18 protein-coding genes and 1 tRNA gene are annotated in these 14605 nt (G+C 67.6%); 14 read left to right on the top strand and 5 right to left on the bottom strand.

What is annotated here, in order from left to right; translation table 11 throughout:
* Positions 1–6 precede the first annotated feature (6 nt).
* From AB0H75_RS39735 to AB0H75_RS39720, 4 genes are all read right to left on the bottom strand, one after another.
* Positions 7–600: a hypothetical protein gene (locus AB0H75_RS39735; RefSeq protein WP_367805142.1), complete on the bottom strand. Its 594-nt coding sequence runs from the start codon at positions 598–600 to the stop codon at positions 7–9.
* Between the two features lie 286 nt (positions 601–886).
* A complete protein-coding gene (locus AB0H75_RS39730) occupies positions 887–1354 on the bottom strand; it encodes a hypothetical protein (RefSeq protein ID WP_367805140.1) in 468 nt (155 codons plus the stop codon).
* A 1053-nt stretch (positions 1355–2407) separates the two neighbouring features.
* Positions 2408–2950, bottom strand: a complete 543-nt coding sequence (locus AB0H75_RS39725; RefSeq protein ID WP_367805138.1) for a flavoprotein — start codon at positions 2948–2950, stop codon at positions 2408–2410.
* Complete coding sequence (locus AB0H75_RS39720) at positions 2947–4332, bottom strand: XRE family transcriptional regulator (RefSeq protein ID WP_367805136.1); 1386 nt, start codon at positions 4330–4332, stop codon at positions 2947–2949. Before AB0H75_RS39720 ends, AB0H75_RS39725 begins: the two co-directional genes overlap by 4 nt.
* 63 nt (positions 4333–4395) lie before the next feature.
* Between AB0H75_RS39720 and AB0H75_RS39715 the strand changes: the two genes are divergently transcribed.
* The 11 genes from AB0H75_RS39715 (at position 4396) to AB0H75_RS39665 (ending at position 11814) form a co-directional block, all read left to right on the top strand.
* Positions 4396–4680 carry a hypothetical protein gene (locus tag AB0H75_RS39715; protein ID WP_367805134.1) on the top strand — a complete coding sequence of 95 codons (285 nt, stop codon included), beginning with the start codon at positions 4396–4398 and terminating at the stop codon, positions 4678–4680.
* Positions 4677–4964: a hypothetical protein gene (locus AB0H75_RS39710; protein WP_367805132.1), complete on the top strand. Its 288-nt coding sequence runs from the start codon at positions 4677–4679 to the stop codon at positions 4962–4964. The genes AB0H75_RS39715 and AB0H75_RS39710 overlap by 4 nt, the downstream gene beginning before the upstream one ends.
* A gap of 255 nt (positions 4965–5219) precedes the next feature.
* Positions 5220–5951 carry a GntR family transcriptional regulator gene (locus AB0H75_RS39705; RefSeq protein ID WP_367805130.1) on the top strand — a complete coding sequence of 244 codons (732 nt, stop codon included), beginning with the start codon at positions 5220–5222 and terminating at the stop codon, positions 5949–5951.
* Positions 5952–6061: 110 nt separating this feature from the next.
* Positions 6062–6478: a plasmid replication, integration and excision activator gene (locus tag AB0H75_RS39700; RefSeq protein ID WP_367805128.1), complete on the top strand. Its 417-nt coding sequence runs from the start codon at positions 6062–6064 to the stop codon at positions 6476–6478.
* Positions 6478–6756: a hypothetical protein gene (locus AB0H75_RS39695; protein ID WP_367805126.1), complete on the top strand. Its 279-nt coding sequence runs from the start codon at positions 6478–6480 to the stop codon at positions 6754–6756. Before AB0H75_RS39700 ends, AB0H75_RS39695 begins: the two co-directional genes overlap by 1 nt.
* Complete coding sequence (locus AB0H75_RS39690; protein WP_367805124.1) at positions 6753–7043, top strand: hypothetical protein; 291 nt, start codon at positions 6753–6755, stop codon at positions 7041–7043. The genes AB0H75_RS39695 and AB0H75_RS39690 overlap by 4 nt, the downstream gene beginning before the upstream one ends.
* A gap of 86 nt (positions 7044–7129) precedes the next feature.
* Positions 7130–8560 carry an FtsK/SpoIIIE domain-containing protein gene (locus AB0H75_RS39685; RefSeq protein WP_367805122.1) on the top strand — a complete coding sequence of 477 codons (1431 nt, stop codon included), beginning with the start codon at positions 7130–7132 and terminating at the stop codon, positions 8558–8560.
* Positions 8557–8712 carry a hypothetical protein gene (locus AB0H75_RS39680; protein WP_367805120.1) on the top strand — a complete coding sequence of 52 codons (156 nt, stop codon included), beginning with the start codon at positions 8557–8559 and terminating at the stop codon, positions 8710–8712. Before AB0H75_RS39685 ends, AB0H75_RS39680 begins: the two co-directional genes overlap by 4 nt.
* A complete protein-coding gene (locus AB0H75_RS39675) occupies positions 8709–10286 on the top strand; it encodes a replication initiator (protein ID WP_367805118.1) in 1578 nt (525 codons plus the stop codon). The genes AB0H75_RS39680 and AB0H75_RS39675 overlap by 4 nt, the downstream gene beginning before the upstream one ends.
* 11 nt (positions 10287–10297) lie before the next feature.
* A complete protein-coding gene (locus tag AB0H75_RS39670) occupies positions 10298–10504 on the top strand; it encodes a helix-turn-helix domain-containing protein (RefSeq protein ID WP_367805116.1) in 207 nt (68 codons plus the stop codon).
* Complete coding sequence (locus AB0H75_RS39665; RefSeq protein ID WP_367805114.1) at positions 10504–11814, top strand: tyrosine-type recombinase/integrase; 1311 nt, start codon at positions 10504–10506, stop codon at positions 11812–11814. The genes AB0H75_RS39670 and AB0H75_RS39665 overlap by 1 nt, the downstream gene beginning before the upstream one ends.
* Positions 11815–11896: 82 nt before the next feature.
* Here the strand turns inward: AB0H75_RS39665 and AB0H75_RS39660 are convergent.
* Positions 11897–11967 (bottom strand) — tRNA-Gly (locus tag AB0H75_RS39660).
* Between the two features lie 145 nt (positions 11968–12112).
* Between AB0H75_RS39660 and dcd the strand changes: the two genes are divergently transcribed.
* From dcd to AB0H75_RS39645, 3 genes are all read left to right on the top strand, one after another.
* Positions 12113–12688, top strand: coding sequence for a dCTP deaminase (dcd, locus tag AB0H75_RS39655; RefSeq protein ID WP_367805149.1), 576 nt, complete (start codon positions 12113–12115; stop codon positions 12686–12688).
* A gap of 251 nt (positions 12689–12939) precedes the next feature.
* Positions 12940–13557, top strand: coding sequence for a DUF47 family protein (locus tag AB0H75_RS39650; protein ID WP_344496488.1), 618 nt, complete (start codon positions 12940–12942; stop codon positions 13555–13557).
* Between the two features lie 9 nt (positions 13558–13566).
* Positions 13567–14571, top strand: a complete 1005-nt coding sequence (locus AB0H75_RS39645) for an anion permease (RefSeq protein ID WP_367805111.1) — start codon at positions 13567–13569, stop codon at positions 14569–14571.
* Positions 14572–14605 lie beyond the last annotated feature (34 nt).

The raw sequence follows: 14605 nt of genomic DNA, 5'->3' as shown, positions 1-14605 counted from the left end.
CGAGCATCACATGATCGAGAAAAGGACAGCCTCATCGGCCCTGCTGAGGACCGCTGTGGCATAGAACCGTCTCCACGTTTTCAGGGGATTGACAGGTTCGAGATGCCGCCAATGCTCGAAAGTCAAGGGAAGCAGTCTGACCGGCGAGCACCCACCTGGTGCCAGGGGATCGCGACCATCGACCCAAAGGAAGGCGATGCTGAGCAGCGGCTCGCCGTCGGGTCCGAGATGGCCTATGTCCCACATAGGCCGGAGCCCTTTACCAGGGGCAACGGGCTTTGTGCGGCACCCGTTCTCTGCTGAGGCAAGGCAGAGCTCAGCCCGGATGGCGCCATTGCGGGCTTCGGCGCGTCGCCATTCGCACCAAGCGACGTCTCCGCTAAGCCACATCAGGCGCGCGGCATCCGCCAACAGATTCCAGAACTGGGGTGGCTGTGGATGCGCGTCGCCGAGCTCTTCGAGAAGGAGAAGAGCCGTCTCCCACTCGTCATGCTTCAGGTACTCCAGCACGTCGGCCACGCCGATGCCGTTTTCCTCAGTTCGGACGTCGGCAGGGCAGAGGCGAGCGGCCTTGAGAAGAAGAGAGTCCTGGGCGTCCACAACCCGATTGTGCTCCATGAGCGGAGCGATCTTCCGCTACGTCGGCTTCCTCGCCGAGGGCGGGCTGATGCGCTGCTCAGACCTTTGAACTTGGAGCGGGTGACGGGAATCGAACCCGCGCTGTCAGCTTGGGAATTGCATTGATCACGGCCTGTAGGGCCGCTGAGCAACGCGTGAGCCCCGTCATGAGTGACCGTAGTTGCCCCCTCGTCACCCCGGTTAATGTCCCGCTAATGGCCCGGCGAACTGCCTGTGCGCCGGGCTGCTGTGAACCTGCGGCCGTCTGCTACTCCTCGACGGTCCATCCTCGGTCGAGGCTGCGGAGCAGTTCCCGAACCAGTCCTCGCGCCTGTGTGTCGTGCTCTGCGATGGTGCGCATCGTGTCGGCTGCTTGCTCTACCCGCTGCATGATGGCGGGGATGACCTCGACTCGATGTCCGTCCTGATCTGTGTACGCCTCGAAACCTGGTTCGGGTTGAAAGCACCCCCACCAGTCCAACAAGACGCATAGGGCGGTGTTCCTTGGCGCACCCGGACAGGTGGAGATGACGTGCAGCAATACATCTGTGCCTGCGACGGCGGCCGGGTAGAGCGTGCCAGCGTGATCATTGCCGACGACTGAGCGAATACCACCGCCCCGATCCTTGTCAGCCCATGTCGTCCGCATCAAGGCCCTGAAAGCCTCGACCACACATTGGGGCGAGTACCACTTCGGGCCGGGAATTGCAGCCCAGTCCACAAATTGGAGATCCACGAAGGCCAGGGTACGAGGAGGATCACGCCCGTGGCCTTATATACACGGCGCGTACAGTTGCCCTCCTGATCACCCCGTCTGCTGTCGACCCGCCCGAAGGGGAAGCGGGCCAAGGCCGCCGGGTCCAGGTGGAGCGCCCAACTGGACGAACGACCTGGACCCGGCGGCCTTGGTCTGCTCGGCTTGTCCCGGGTCGATGGCGGACGAGATGATCAGGCTTCCACCTCAGCCACTTACGGACCTCAGGCCACGCGCGATCATCCCGGAGCCGGAGTGCCCCCGCCAGAGGCAAGTTTTCTGTTTGGGTCGCGTCCAGTATGCCTCCGGTATATCTTGGGCTTGCTTACGCAGCAGTGCCTCTACCACCCTCTGTACGCCGCCTCCGACGTGGCTCTTCGTGGAACTCACCATCCCACGAGAAACAGAAGTTGCATTGCGGCGGAAGCTTGTTCTAGGCAGCAAAGCGCTTCAGGCGCCCGCTGGTGCGATGTCGGAGATCGCCTAGTAGCGGGCAGTCCGGGGCGCTTTTTTGCTTGAGGAAGGAGGGAAGATGGGTCTGCCTGAAGAACTCGGACGGACGGCCCGGTTCGCTGCAACGAACTGGGGCCGCACCGTCCGAATGTGCCTGCTGCTGCTAGCTCTGGCTGTAGCAGTCGGCACCTTTGTTGCGGTCAGGAACTTTCCCTTGATTACCTGGTGACAGTTCCGTCTTACGTGTTGCGTGCATGCACTATGTCTGTGCATGCACGCAACACTCTGCTCTAGAGGCTAGCGGAAGTGCTCGCGTGTTGGATGCGTACTCAGCGAACTTCGGCGGCCTGAAGATAGTGCATCTTTGTGCAGGCGACGTTGTCCCGGCCAACATGCACGGCGGCTAGCGTAAATGCTTGCATCTTGGTCGCGAACGTTGAGGCGCTGCATCCGCGAGGGCAGGACGATGCCCAGCGCGGCCCGAGTGGCGGGTGCGCGCGAGAACGGCCTCCAGGCCGCACGCGCAGCGCGCGGCCCGCAAGCTCGGGCCGCGCGGCGGCGCACGCGCCGCCGCCTTGATCCCTATAAGGCCAATTCGGCAAGCTCTGCGAGTGCTCGCTTCCATGGGTAACTGGCCATGCGGTCGCCTCCGGAACTCGGAGCATGGGGCTCGAACTGGTCGGGGCCGAGTAGGACGCGGATGCCCTCGGCGCGTAGGTCTTCGATGCTGCGGCGGAAGGGTGCGCGGGAGGCAAGAGCGCTGTTGACGAAGGGCAACACCACGACGGGGATGCCCAGACCTGGAGCTTCGGAGAGGATGCCTAGGGCGTAGGTGTCGGCGATGCCCTGGGCGAACTTGTTGATCGTGTTGTAGGTGGCGGGGGCGATGATGATGGCGTCGGCGCGGGGGGAGCGGGGTTCGCCTGGGTTGCGGTAGTGGCTGCGGACGGGGCGGCCGGTTTGCTGTTCGAGCTGGCCCACGTCGATGAAGTTCAGCGCGGATGGTGTGGCGATGAGCTGGACGGTCCAGCCGTCGTCCTGGGCGAGGGTGACGAGGCGGCCGACGTCGGCGGCCGGGCCGGCGGCGCACACGATGATGTAGAGGACCTTGCCGGACGAGGTCACGCGCTGACTCCCAGGGAGGCGGCATACTCGCGCGCTTCACGGCGCACGCTGATCGGTGCGGTGGCCAGAATGTCGCGGACGAGGCGGTGGGCGGCGGCGCGGCCGGTGACTTCTTCGGGGGCCAGGTCGCCGGCGGCGCGCAGGATGTGCAGGGCCTTGTCGTGCTGGCTGCGCATGAGGAACGCGCGGGAGGTGTCCAGCAGGAGGGTGGCCTTGCGTTCGTTGATGGGGAGCTGGTCGATCTCGACCTGGCGGGCGTAGTCGATGGCGGTGCCGGCGTCGCCGAGTCGCAGGGCGACGTTGACGCGGTGGCACAGGACGTTGTTCGGGCCGAACGCGGTCCACCGGTGGTTGCCTTCGTGGCCGAGTCGTCGGCCCGCCTCGGTGGCTTCGTCGAGCAGTTCGGCGATGGTGTGGCGGTTGCCGCTGTGCGTGGCGGCGATGGCTCCCCGGAGCAGGAGTGATCCGTAGATGGACAGCTCGTCGGGGGACGGGGCGGTCAGGTCGACGTCCATGCGGATGGCGGCCGTGCGGGCGGTGTCCGTGGCGGCGGTGTGGTGGCCGCCGTCCATGAGGGCGTGGGTGATGATGCGGGCGCTGGAGCCGATCATGAGGGGGCTCTGGCTGGCGTGGGCCGCTTGGACGCTGCGGTCGGCGGCGAGCCAGGCCAAGCCCTTGTCCTCCTGTTTGAGCAGGATCGAGGCGGCCACGTGGTACGCCTCGGCGGCGAGGGCCTGGGCTCGTAGCAGGGCGTCTCCGTCCAGGGTCGTGCATGCGGTGCGGAGGGTGCGCAGGAGTTCCGGGAGGGTGGCGGTCACCTGGGAGTAGCGGCAAGCCTGGTAGTCCTGCTTGGCCGTGGCGACGGCGGTGGTGAGGGCCTTGAGGTCCACGGGGCCGTCCGCCGGTGCCGAGTGATCGACGAGGATGGCTGCCAGGCGTTCGACGGAGCCGGCCGGGTCCGTCACGCTTTCCGATGGTCCGAGAACGGCATTGAACAATGCTGCTCCGGTGAGTCCGACGAATTCCCGGCGTCGCACGTCGTTCTCGTCCTCCCCCAGCGCGGCGAGATCTACGGAAAGAGTCTCCTTCGCGAGATTAGCAACCGGGCGGGAGCTGGAGAGAGTGGCGCGACTTCGCCGGGTGCGGGTGAAGCCGAGTTCTTCCAGGCTGCGGCCGGTGACTTCCTTGACGGCCAGTCTGTACGGCTCGTGCGGCCACCTGACCTCGCCCGCCTCCCACCGCCGGATGCGTTCCTCGTCGCAGGTCAGGCCGTGTCTGATGCCGTTCTCGCTCAGGTTGATCAGCTTCGCCAAGTCCGTACGCGTCAGTTCCGCTTCCTCGCGCCATGTCCGGAGCTGCACGTTCGGTGTCGGCTTTGTCATGGTGGCTGCTTTCCGATGGGGGATCGAAAAGGGGTATTTGGGGGGCCGTGTTAGAGGGTCCCGTTGAGCGGCTTTGCCGGTGGACTTGCCATCAACCAACAAGGTACGTCAGGCGGCTACCTCGATCGCGAGGAATGCCGAATGGGCGAGGAGATGGCGACGGTGATCCGGCCGGACGAGACCAGCGAGACGCGGCCGTGCTCGGCATGTCGGGGACGCGGAATGAAGTCACGCACCTCGCGGCGCGCACTGCTCGTGGCTGATGAGGAATTCGACTCGGTGATGGGTGGCGAACGGGTGTGTCTCGACTGCCTCGGAGAAGGCCAGGTCGAAGGGAGCGAGAAGTGAACTCGATCATGCAGATGATGCCCGAGCTTCGCAGACACCAGGAGAACGCCCAGAAGCTCATGCAACTGCGGGATCAGCTCGTGGGGCTCGGCGTGCCGGCCGAGCTGCGCGACAACGACAGCACGTTGATGGTGCCGCGCCCTGAGCCGGGACTGCCCCTCTGGGTGGTCATCGAGTACGCCGGCACCTTCTACGCATGGGATGACAATCGCCAGCGGCACCCTGTCTTCGATGCTCAGGGGGCCGCGCTGGTACTGGTCGCCGCCATAGGCGACCGCCGCTGAGACGGGCGCGGCGAGGCGGTGAACCCGTGAAAGGGGAGCCTTGGAGGGCCTGCCCCGCCTCGTCGCGTCTTGGCTCCCCGGCAGACAGAGCCGTCCATTCCGGGCGGTCCCCTGGTCCGAACGCGCCCGCCGCCCGTGACTGTCTGCCGGGGCCCCATTTCCGGCTCCCCGCCGAGGTGGCCCCATGGACAACGGGTGATGGAGCGGTCTAGGCTCCACTTGGTCAATCAACCTGTCGGGTGCAGGACGGTCATCATGGCGCTAGAGTCCGTGCCGCCGAAGTACGCACAGCTTGTGCAGAACCTTCAGCGGCGTATCGAGGCGGGAACCTACCCTCCGGGGTCGCTCCTGCCGAGCGAGAACCAACTGATCCAGGAGTTCGGGGTCTCCCGGCCGACCGTGGTCGCCGCTCTGCGCGTCCTGCGCGAACAGGGATGGATCGACTCCCAGCAGGGCAAGGGCCGTTTCGTACGCGGTCGTCCCGCGCTCGCGTCGGCGGAACGAACCCGGCCGGGGCAGGCATACCTCCTGGCCGCCGAGACCGAAACGGACGGCGAGGTCATCGAGACCGGCGCGCTCACCGCGCCCAACCGGGTCGTGGCGCTGCTCGAACTGCCTGCCAAGAGCAAGGCGTTCCTGCGGAGAAGGCTGATCAGGCGGGACGGGGAGCCGACGGAGGTCGTGTCGCTCTGGCTGCCCTCGGAGCTGTCGCAGGGCACCGACCTGACCAGCGCCGGCCTGCTGTCAGAGGGGCTGCGCGAGCACCTGCATGCGCGTAAGGGCGTGCGCTTCGATCACGTGGTTGAACAGATCATCTCCCGCATGCCTACCACTGCCGAGATGAAGCAGCTCGGCATGCCCAAGAACGTGCCTCTGCTGGTGGTCTTCGGGACCGTGCGCGAGGCGTCGGGGCGTCCGCTGGCGGTGGTGGAGGTGTTGCTGCCTGCGGATCGGCACGAGCTGGAGGACGCCTATCCCATCGGTTAGCAGAGTGTTCCCTACAGGGCCCGCATAGGCACTTGACCTATCAAGCGGGCTCTTCTTATGTCGAACTACTTGCTAGATTAAGTGACTAGCACTCGACAGTAGGAGAGCACATGGCCTTACAAGGTCCGATCCCCGTCGCCTTCCAGCAGGTCTTCCCCGCCGGCTGCTACGCCGTGGGCGAGGTCGAGCCGGTACGCGACTTCGACGCTTCCACGAGCGGCCGGGACGTCCAGGCACGCGACAAGCAGACTCAAGAGCCGGTCTGGCAGATCGCGGTCATGGACGCCGACCCCACCGTCAAGGCGTCGCAGAAGACGGTCGCGGTCAAGGTCGTCTCCGCCACCCGGCCGGTGCCCCCGGCGGCGATGTCCGGGCTGCCGTTCACGCCGGTGGAGTTCGACGGCATGACCGTCACGCCGTACGTCAACCAGCAGGGACGGTTGGCGTACTCGATCAGGGCGCGCGAGATGCGCGCTCCCCGCCCGGCCACTCGGCACGCCGTCACGAGCCGAGAGGACGCGGCGTGATGAGCGGCCGGAACAAGCGACCCACGAGCGTGATCAACCTCAACACCTCGGCCGGTGCCCGTGCCGAGAACCGTCCGTACCGGCTGCGCACGCCGGTGCTCCTGCTCGACTTCGGCACCACGTCGGTGCTGGTCACCACCTCTGCCGCCACCCGCGTCACGGCCGGTGACGTCGAGTTCGCCCGTCAGCTCGCCGAGCAGGCGGCCGGGTTCGCCGCCTCCGTGGAGCGGATGTTCTACCGGGGCGTGCCGTCCGGGCAGGCGGTGAGCGAGCAGTGAACGACCAGCCGTACACGTACGTCACGGTGTCGCTGCGCCCGGACTCCACGCCGCGCGTGACCGTCTCGTTCTACACGTCCGACCTGCGGGTCAGCGCGGGGACGCTGGTCACCAACCCTCGCCCGTACCTGGAGCTCAGCTCCCGCGAGGCCAACGTCCACGTCTCCACCACGGGAGCCGGGCCGGTCACCGACGCCGATTTGTCCACCGCCCGCGAGATCTTCAACGCCGCCGCTCGCTACCTCGCCGACTGCGAGCGCCTGCACATCTGCCAGTCGGCGGCCTGAGCCACGCAAGCGGGGCCGCCAGAAGCGGCTACTTCCGGCGGCCCCCGGTTCTCCCCTGACTCCACATCACGAGAGGCACCACGCTTATGTTCAAGCGGCTTCCCGGTGACGAGGCGCGCAACCTTGTCACCACGACCCCGGACACGGCCGTGGTCTTCCGCCCGGCCGTCGTCACCACCCCTGCCATCCTCACCATCCTCATCCTGGGCAGCCGGTTGCTGGTGAGCCTGGTCCGCACCGTCCGGCGGCACCCCGTCGCCATGATGGTGCTGGCCGTGCCCTGCGTGCTGGTCTGGATGTACGGCTGGCGCGTCGCCGCGCTGCTGTCCGCGCCCGTCCCCTCGGGCCTCGTCGCCTGGGCGCTGGCCGATCGGGTCTCCTTTGCCCGGCTCGTCGGCCGGCGGCTGCTCGCCTGGTGGCGGCTCGTCTGGGTCTACCGTCGCCACTGGCAACCGGTGATGGTCGTCTCCGGGCTCGGCCGGCACCTGCGCGGCCGTGACTATCTGCCCCGGCTCGTCAAGGTCACCTGTACGACGTGGGCCGATCGGGTCACGGTGCGCATGCTGGACGGGCAGGCGGTCAAGGACTGGACCGACCGCGCCGACCACCTGGCGCACGGCTTCGGCGCGCCCTCCTGCCGCGTCTCGATCGTCAAGGCCGGTTGGCTGCTGCTCACCTTCCCCCGGCGTGATCCGCTGGCCGCGCCCTTACCGGCCATCCCGTTCCCGGACACGCCCACCGTGGGACCGGTCGAGATCGGCATCCAGGAGGACGGCTCACCCTGGCTGCTCAACGTGCACGGCACGCACGCCCTGGTGGCCGGTGCGACCGGCGCGGGCAAGGGCTCGATCATCTGGTCCACGGTCCGCGGGCTGCTGCCGGCCGCGCGGGCGGGCCTGGCCGAGCTGTGGGCGCTCGACCCGAAACGCATGGAGCTGTCGTTCGGCCGCGCCCTGTTCGGCCCTCGGTACGCGGCCCGTCCTGAAGAATGCGCGGAGCTGCTGGAACAGGCCGTCGCGATCATGCAGGAGCGCGCCGACCGGTTCGGCGGACACCAGCGCTCGCACACGCCCACCGTCGAGGACCCGTTCATCCTGGTGATCGTCGATGAGGTCGCGTTCCTGACCGCCTACCAGGCCGACAAGGACCTCAAGCGGCGGATCAGCGCCGCCCTGGCCACCCTGACCACGCAGGGCCGCGCGGTCGGCGTCGGCGTGCTGGCCGCTCTCCAGGACCCTCGCAAAGAGGTCATGAACATCCGCAACCTGTTCCCCGACAAGATCGCCCTGCGGCTGGACGAATCGGAGCAGGTGGACATGGTGCTCGGCGACGGCGCACGCGACCGTAGCGCGCTGGCCGACGAGATCTCCCCGGACCCCGTCCTCGGCGCGGGCGTCGGCTATGTCCGGCTGGAGACCTCCCCAGATCCCGTACGGGTGCGCGCCGCGTACGTCTCCGACGCCGACATCCGCGCCATGGCCGAGCAGTTCGCCCCGGCGGGAGGTGAGACGCGATGACGCCCCTCGCGCACTTCCTGGACGGGCTGCGCTGCGCGGCCTGCCTGACCCTCGGCGCGCTCTGGCTCGACACGACGCGGGCCGTCGTCGAGTGCCGCGAGTGCGGACAGTCGGCGCTCCTGTTCCCCGAGATCGACGAGGAGGCCCGATGACGCCCCGCGCGCTGCGCATGTCGCAACCTCTGGCCCGCGAGGTCGCCGAACAGGTCGCCATCCAGCACGGGGTGTGCGTCCGCCCCGTCGCGCTCAAGCGCCTCGACACGTACACCGGACAGACCGAGATCATCGACGTTCCCTGCGGCGCCACCCTGGAGACGGCCTGCCCTCCATGCGCGCGACGGAACCGGCACCTGCGCGTGGCTCAGTGCCGGGAGGGCTGGCATGTGGACGCCGAACCGATCACCACACCGAACGAAGCCAGCGAGGAACAACGCTGGCTGATCGAGTTCCGCGCCGACACTCAGGCCCGCCGCGACGCCGCCGCGCGGTCCGGCCAGGACACCACCGACCTGGACGCGGTCATCGCCGGCCTGGACGCCGAGATCAACGCGGCCGGGATGCGCGGCAACGTGCTGGCCGGCGCGACGTCCAAGCGCAACCGCTCGACCAGACGGCGGCAGGACGCCCCGGACCTGCCCCGCCGCAAGATGACCAACACCACCCTGGGACGGACCTTCACCAGCTCGGACGGCAAGGTCTACCGGCCCTCGCTGTTCGTCACGCTGACCCTGCCGTCCTACGGCAAGATCCGCGACGGCGTGCCCGTCGATCCGGACGCCTACGACTACCGGCGCGCGGCCCGGGACGCCCTGCACTTCGCCAAGCTGGTGGACCGCTTCGTGCAGAACCTCCGCCGCGTCGCGGGCTACGACGTGCAGTACTTCGCCACCGTCGAACCGCAGAAACGGCTCGCGCCGCACCTGCACATGGCGATCCGGGGCACCCTGCCCCGCGCGGAGATCCGGCAGATAGCGGCGGCCACCTACCACCAGGTGTGGTGGCCTGCGGCTGACGAGGCTCTGTTCGAGGGCGAACACCTGCCGGTGTGGGCGAACGGCGCGGGCTACCTCGACCCCGGCACCGGCGAAGTGCTCCCCACCTGGGAACAGGCCCTCGACCAGGCCGCCGAACCGCTGCACGTCGTCCGCTTCGGCGACCAGCTCAACGTGCAAGGCGTGCTGTCGGGCACCCCGGACGCCGACCAGTGCATCCGCTACCTGTCCAAGTACCTGACCAAGTCCCTCGGCGACAGCCTCGACCCCGACCAGCCGGCGCAACGAGAACACGCCGAACGCCTGGCGGCGGCCCTCCGCTACGAGCCCTGCTCGCCCACCTGCGCCAACTGGCTGCGCTACGGCATCCAGCCCAAGAACGCCAAGCCCGGCATGACCCCCGGCCGATGCCGGGGCAAGGCCCACAAGCCCGATCACCTCGGCTACGCGGGCCGCCGCGTCCTGGTCTCCCGCAAGTGGTCGAACAAGACCCTCGCCGAGCACAAGCAGGACCGCCGCACCTGGGCCCTGGAAGCCCTCGGCCAGACCGACGAACCCACCGACCCGCACCGCTACCTCTGGAAGCCCGTCCCGGCCGGCGACGCCAACGTGCCCCCGCTGGCCGTCCGGCTCCTCCGCGCGGTCGCCGAACGGCAACGCTGGCGCGCCCATATGGCCGAACTCCAGGCCAGAGCGGACGGACAAGATCTTTCGGCAAATCGACAAGCGGCGTGAGGGGGAGACACATGGACCAGCTACTGACCGTCGATGAGGCGGCCGAGCTGCTGCACACCTCGGCCCGCTTCGTCCGCCGCCTGATCTCCGAACGGCGGATCGAGTTCGTCAAGGTCGGCCGGCACGTCCGCATCCGCGAGTCGGCCTTGATCGCCTTCGTCGTCGCGGGCACCGTCATGCCGCTCACCCGCAGCGACGTCACGGGGAGGGCCGCCTGATGGCCAACAAGGGCGGGCATCGGCGTTTCGGCAACATCCGTCAGCTTCCGTCCGGCCGGTTCCAGGCGTCCTACCTCGGGCCGGACGGACGGCGTCACCACGCTCCCGAGACGTACGAGCGCAAGGGCGACGCCGAACGAGCGTTGTCCCTCATCGAGGCCGAGATCATCAAGGGCCAATGGATCGACCCCGAGCGCGGCAAGGTCAAGCTCCAGGAGTACGCACAGACGTGGATCAAGGAGCGTCCGGGGCTGCGTCCGCGAACGATCGACCTCTACACCTGGACGCTGAACAAACACATCACGCCCTACCTCGGAGGCGTGCAGCTCGGGAAGCTCTCCACGGCGATGATCCGGCAGTGGCGGACCGAACTGCTCGGCAAGGGCGTGTCGGCCGGCATGGTGGCCAAGGCGTACCGGCTGCTGCGGGCCGTGCTCATGACGGCGGCGAATGACGACGGGATCATTCAGCGCAACCCCTGCCGCATTCGCGGGGCCGATGCCGAGCACGCCGCAGAACGGCCGGTGCTGACCGTGTCCCAGGTCTTCGAGCTGGCCGACCGTGTGGGCCGTCGTCCCATCGGCAACGTGCGCAAGGTCGCTGACGAGGTCTACAGGCTGCGGTTCCAGCGCAACGGCGCGATGCGGACGCACCGTGAGACCTTCCGGAACAGGTCGGAAGCGGAACGCGCCCTGTGGGAGATGGCGGCCAGCGGTAAGGCCGACTCGGAGCAGGACCGCCGTTTCCGGGCCATGATCCTGCTCGCCACCTTCGCAAGCCTGCGCTGGGGTGAGATCAGCGCGCTACGCCGGATGGACGTCGATCTCGACGGCAGAAACGTTCGCGTCCGGGTCGCGTTCGTGGAGCGCTCGACCGGCGGCCTGATCCTGGGGCCGCCCAAGTCCAAGGCGGGCCGGCGGACGGTGGGCATCCCCGAGAGCATTGTGCCCATCCTGCGGGAGCACATGGACACGTACGTGCGGGACGAGCCGGACGCGTTGATGTTCCCCGGCGCGAAGGGCGGCCCGCTGCGACGGAGCGGATTCAACACGCGGACGAGATGGGTGGACGTCGTCAAGGACATGGGCCTTCCAGGGCTGCACTTCCATGATCTGCGTCACACGGGGAACATGCTCGCCGCCGAGTCGGGAGCCGGCCTCAAGGACCTGATGGCGCGTATGGGGCATGACAACGTCCGAGCGGCCATGATCTATCAGCACGCGGTCAGAGGGGCCGATCAGGCGATCACGGACGCCATAGACAGGCAGCTCAACCGGGACGTTCGCTCCCGTGGGCTAATTGCACGCTAATTGCACGGAAGATCCAAAATGGCCCCAGAAACGATCAAAGCCAGGTCGGGAAACCATCCCTGACCTGGCTTTTCCTTGTGAGAGCGGGTGACGGGAATCGAACCCGCGCTGTCAGCTTGGGAAGCTGATGTTCTGCCATTGAACTACACCCGCGCGTGCCCCCGGCCGTCCCGGGCCGAGGCTCGAGGCCGTGCCCGGATCTTCGGGGAAACTCGCGTCCACCACTGTAGCGGAAGTTTGGGGCTCGACAGCAATCCCGGGCCCTCGAACTTCGCGTCCACCCGGTAGGTTGCTCTCCGTGCTGCTTTCTGACCGCGACATCCTCGCCGAGATCGACGCCGGACGTCTGGTGCTGGAGCCCTTCGATCGGGAGATGCTGCAGCCGTCCAGCATCGACGTGCGGCTCGACCGGTTCTTCCGGGTGTTCGAGAACCATCGGTATCCGCACATCGATCCGTCCGTCGAGCAGGCGGATCTGACGCGGATGGTGGAGCCGGAGGGGGATGAGCCGTTCATCCTGCATCCGGGGGAGTTCGTGCTGGCCTCGACGTACGAGGTGATCACGTTGCCCGACGATCTGGCGTCGCGGCTGGAGGGCAAGAGCTCGCTGGGGCGGCTCGGGTTGCTGACGCATTCGACGGCGGGATTCATCGATCCGGGGTTCAGCGGGCACGTGACGCTGGAGTTGTCCAACGTGGCGACGCTGCCGATCAAGTTGTGGCCGGGGATGAAGATCGGGCAGTTGTGCGTGTTCAGGTTGAGCTCGCCGGCCGAGCATCCGTACGGGTCCGCCAAGTACGGCTCGCGCTACCAGGGGCAGCGGGGGCCGACGCCGTCGCGCTCCTACCGGAACTTCCACCGTACGAAGATCTGAATCAGATGAACATCCGGTGAACGGACGGGGAACATTGAGGTGAACGGGAGGGCGAACCGTGATGTCCGGCAAGTCAGTAAGGGCCCGTTGAAAGGGGCGCGAGCTGCAAAAAGCCCTCCAAGCCGGCACCTTCCTCGGTGTCGCACAACATACGACGGGTAGCCAGTAGGCGAAGGGGACATGAAGTTCGCATTTCGCCTGGTAGGCCATACCCTCTTCCACGGACCATCCCCGCACATCTGGAGAACGACGTGCGCCTGCGTCTCACGCCACGTGAGGACAGCTACTACGACCTGTTCGCCGACTCGGCGAACAACCTGGTCACGGCATCGCGCCTGCTGGTGGAGATCATCAGTGACGGCTCGGACAGGGAGTCCCTGGCCGAGAAGATGCGCGCCTGCGAGCACGCCGGTGACGAACGCACCCACGCGATCATGAACCGGCTCAACGAGAGCTTCATCACCCCGTTCGACCGCGAGGACATCTACCGGCTCGCCTCCAACCTCGACGACGTCATGGACGCGATGGAGGCCGCCTCCGACCTCATCGTCCTGTACCAGCTCGACCACCTCCCCAAGGACGTCGTGCGCCAGGTCGAGGTGCTGGAGCGGGCCGCCGAGCTGACCGCCGAGGCCATGCCGCGCCTGCGCTCGATGAAGAACCTCAACGAGTACTGGATCGAGGTCAACCGGCTGGAGAACCAGGGCGACCAGGTCTACCGGCGGTTGCTGGCCAAGCTGTTCAGCGGCGAGTACGACGCCCTCACCGTCATGAAGATGAAGGAGGTCGTGGACGCCCTGGAGGAGGCCGCCGACGCCTTCGAGCACGTGGCCAACACCGTCGAGTCGATCGCGGTCAAGGAAAGCTAGGCCCGACCAGTGGACCTCACGCTCGCCCTCGTCATCGGCGTGGTCGTCATCGCTCTGGCCTTCGACTACACCAACGGGTTCCACGACGCGGCGAACGCCATCGCGACCTCCGTCTCGACCCGGGCCCTGACCCCCAGGGCCGCCCTGTTCATGGCGGCGGCCATGAACTTCATCGGTGCCCACCTGGGCACCCAGGTCGCCCAGACCGTCGGCAAGGGCATCATCGACGCCCCCGGCGGCTCCCACGGCCTGGTGATCGTGGCCTCCGCGCTCATCGGCGCGATCGCCTGGAACCTCATCACCTGGTACTTCGGCCTGCCCTCCTCCTCCAGCCACGCGCTGATCGGCGGCCTGGTCGGCTCCGCCATCGCCTCCGCCAGCGTCGTGCACTGGGACGGGGTCCTGGAGAAGGTCGTCGTCCCGATGATTTTGTCGCCGGTGATCGGGTTCACGCTGGCGGCACTCATCATGATCGCCATCTACTGGATCTTCCGGCACAGCCAGCCGGGCAAGACCAACCGCGGCTTCCGCTACGCCCAGACCGTCTCCGCCGCCGCCATGGCGCTCGGGCACGGCCTCCAGGACGCGCAGAAGACGATGGGTGTGATCTTCCTGGCGCTCACCGTCGGCGGATTCGCCTCCCCCGGCGACGACATCCCGCAGTGGGTCATCCTGGCGGCCGCGGGGGCGATCTCCCTCGGCACGTACTCGGGCGGCTGGCGGATCATGCGTACGCTGGGCCGGCGCATCATCGCCCTCGACCCGCCGCAGGGCTTCGCCGCGGAGTCGGCGGCGGCGAGCGTCCTGTACGTGGCCGCGATGGGGTTCGGGGCGCCCATCTCCACCACGCACACGATCACTACGGCGATCATGGGTGTCGGCGCCACCAAGCGGCTCAGTGCCGTGCGGTGGGGCGTGGCCGGCAACATCGTGACCGCCTGGATCCTGACCATCCCGGCCGCGGCCCTGGTGGCCGCCGTCTCCTACTTCGTCCTGCACGCCATCGTGGAGTAGCCGGAGTAGCCGGAGCGCAGCCGGAGCAGCCGGA

Origin of the sequence: Nonomuraea sp. NPDC050783 (genome assembly GCF_040802095.1) — a bacterium.
In the GTDB taxonomy this organism is placed as follows: domain Bacteria; phylum Actinomycetota; class Actinomycetes; order Streptosporangiales; family Streptosporangiaceae; genus Nonomuraea.
This window is presented reverse-complemented; position numbering and strand designations above follow the sequence as displayed.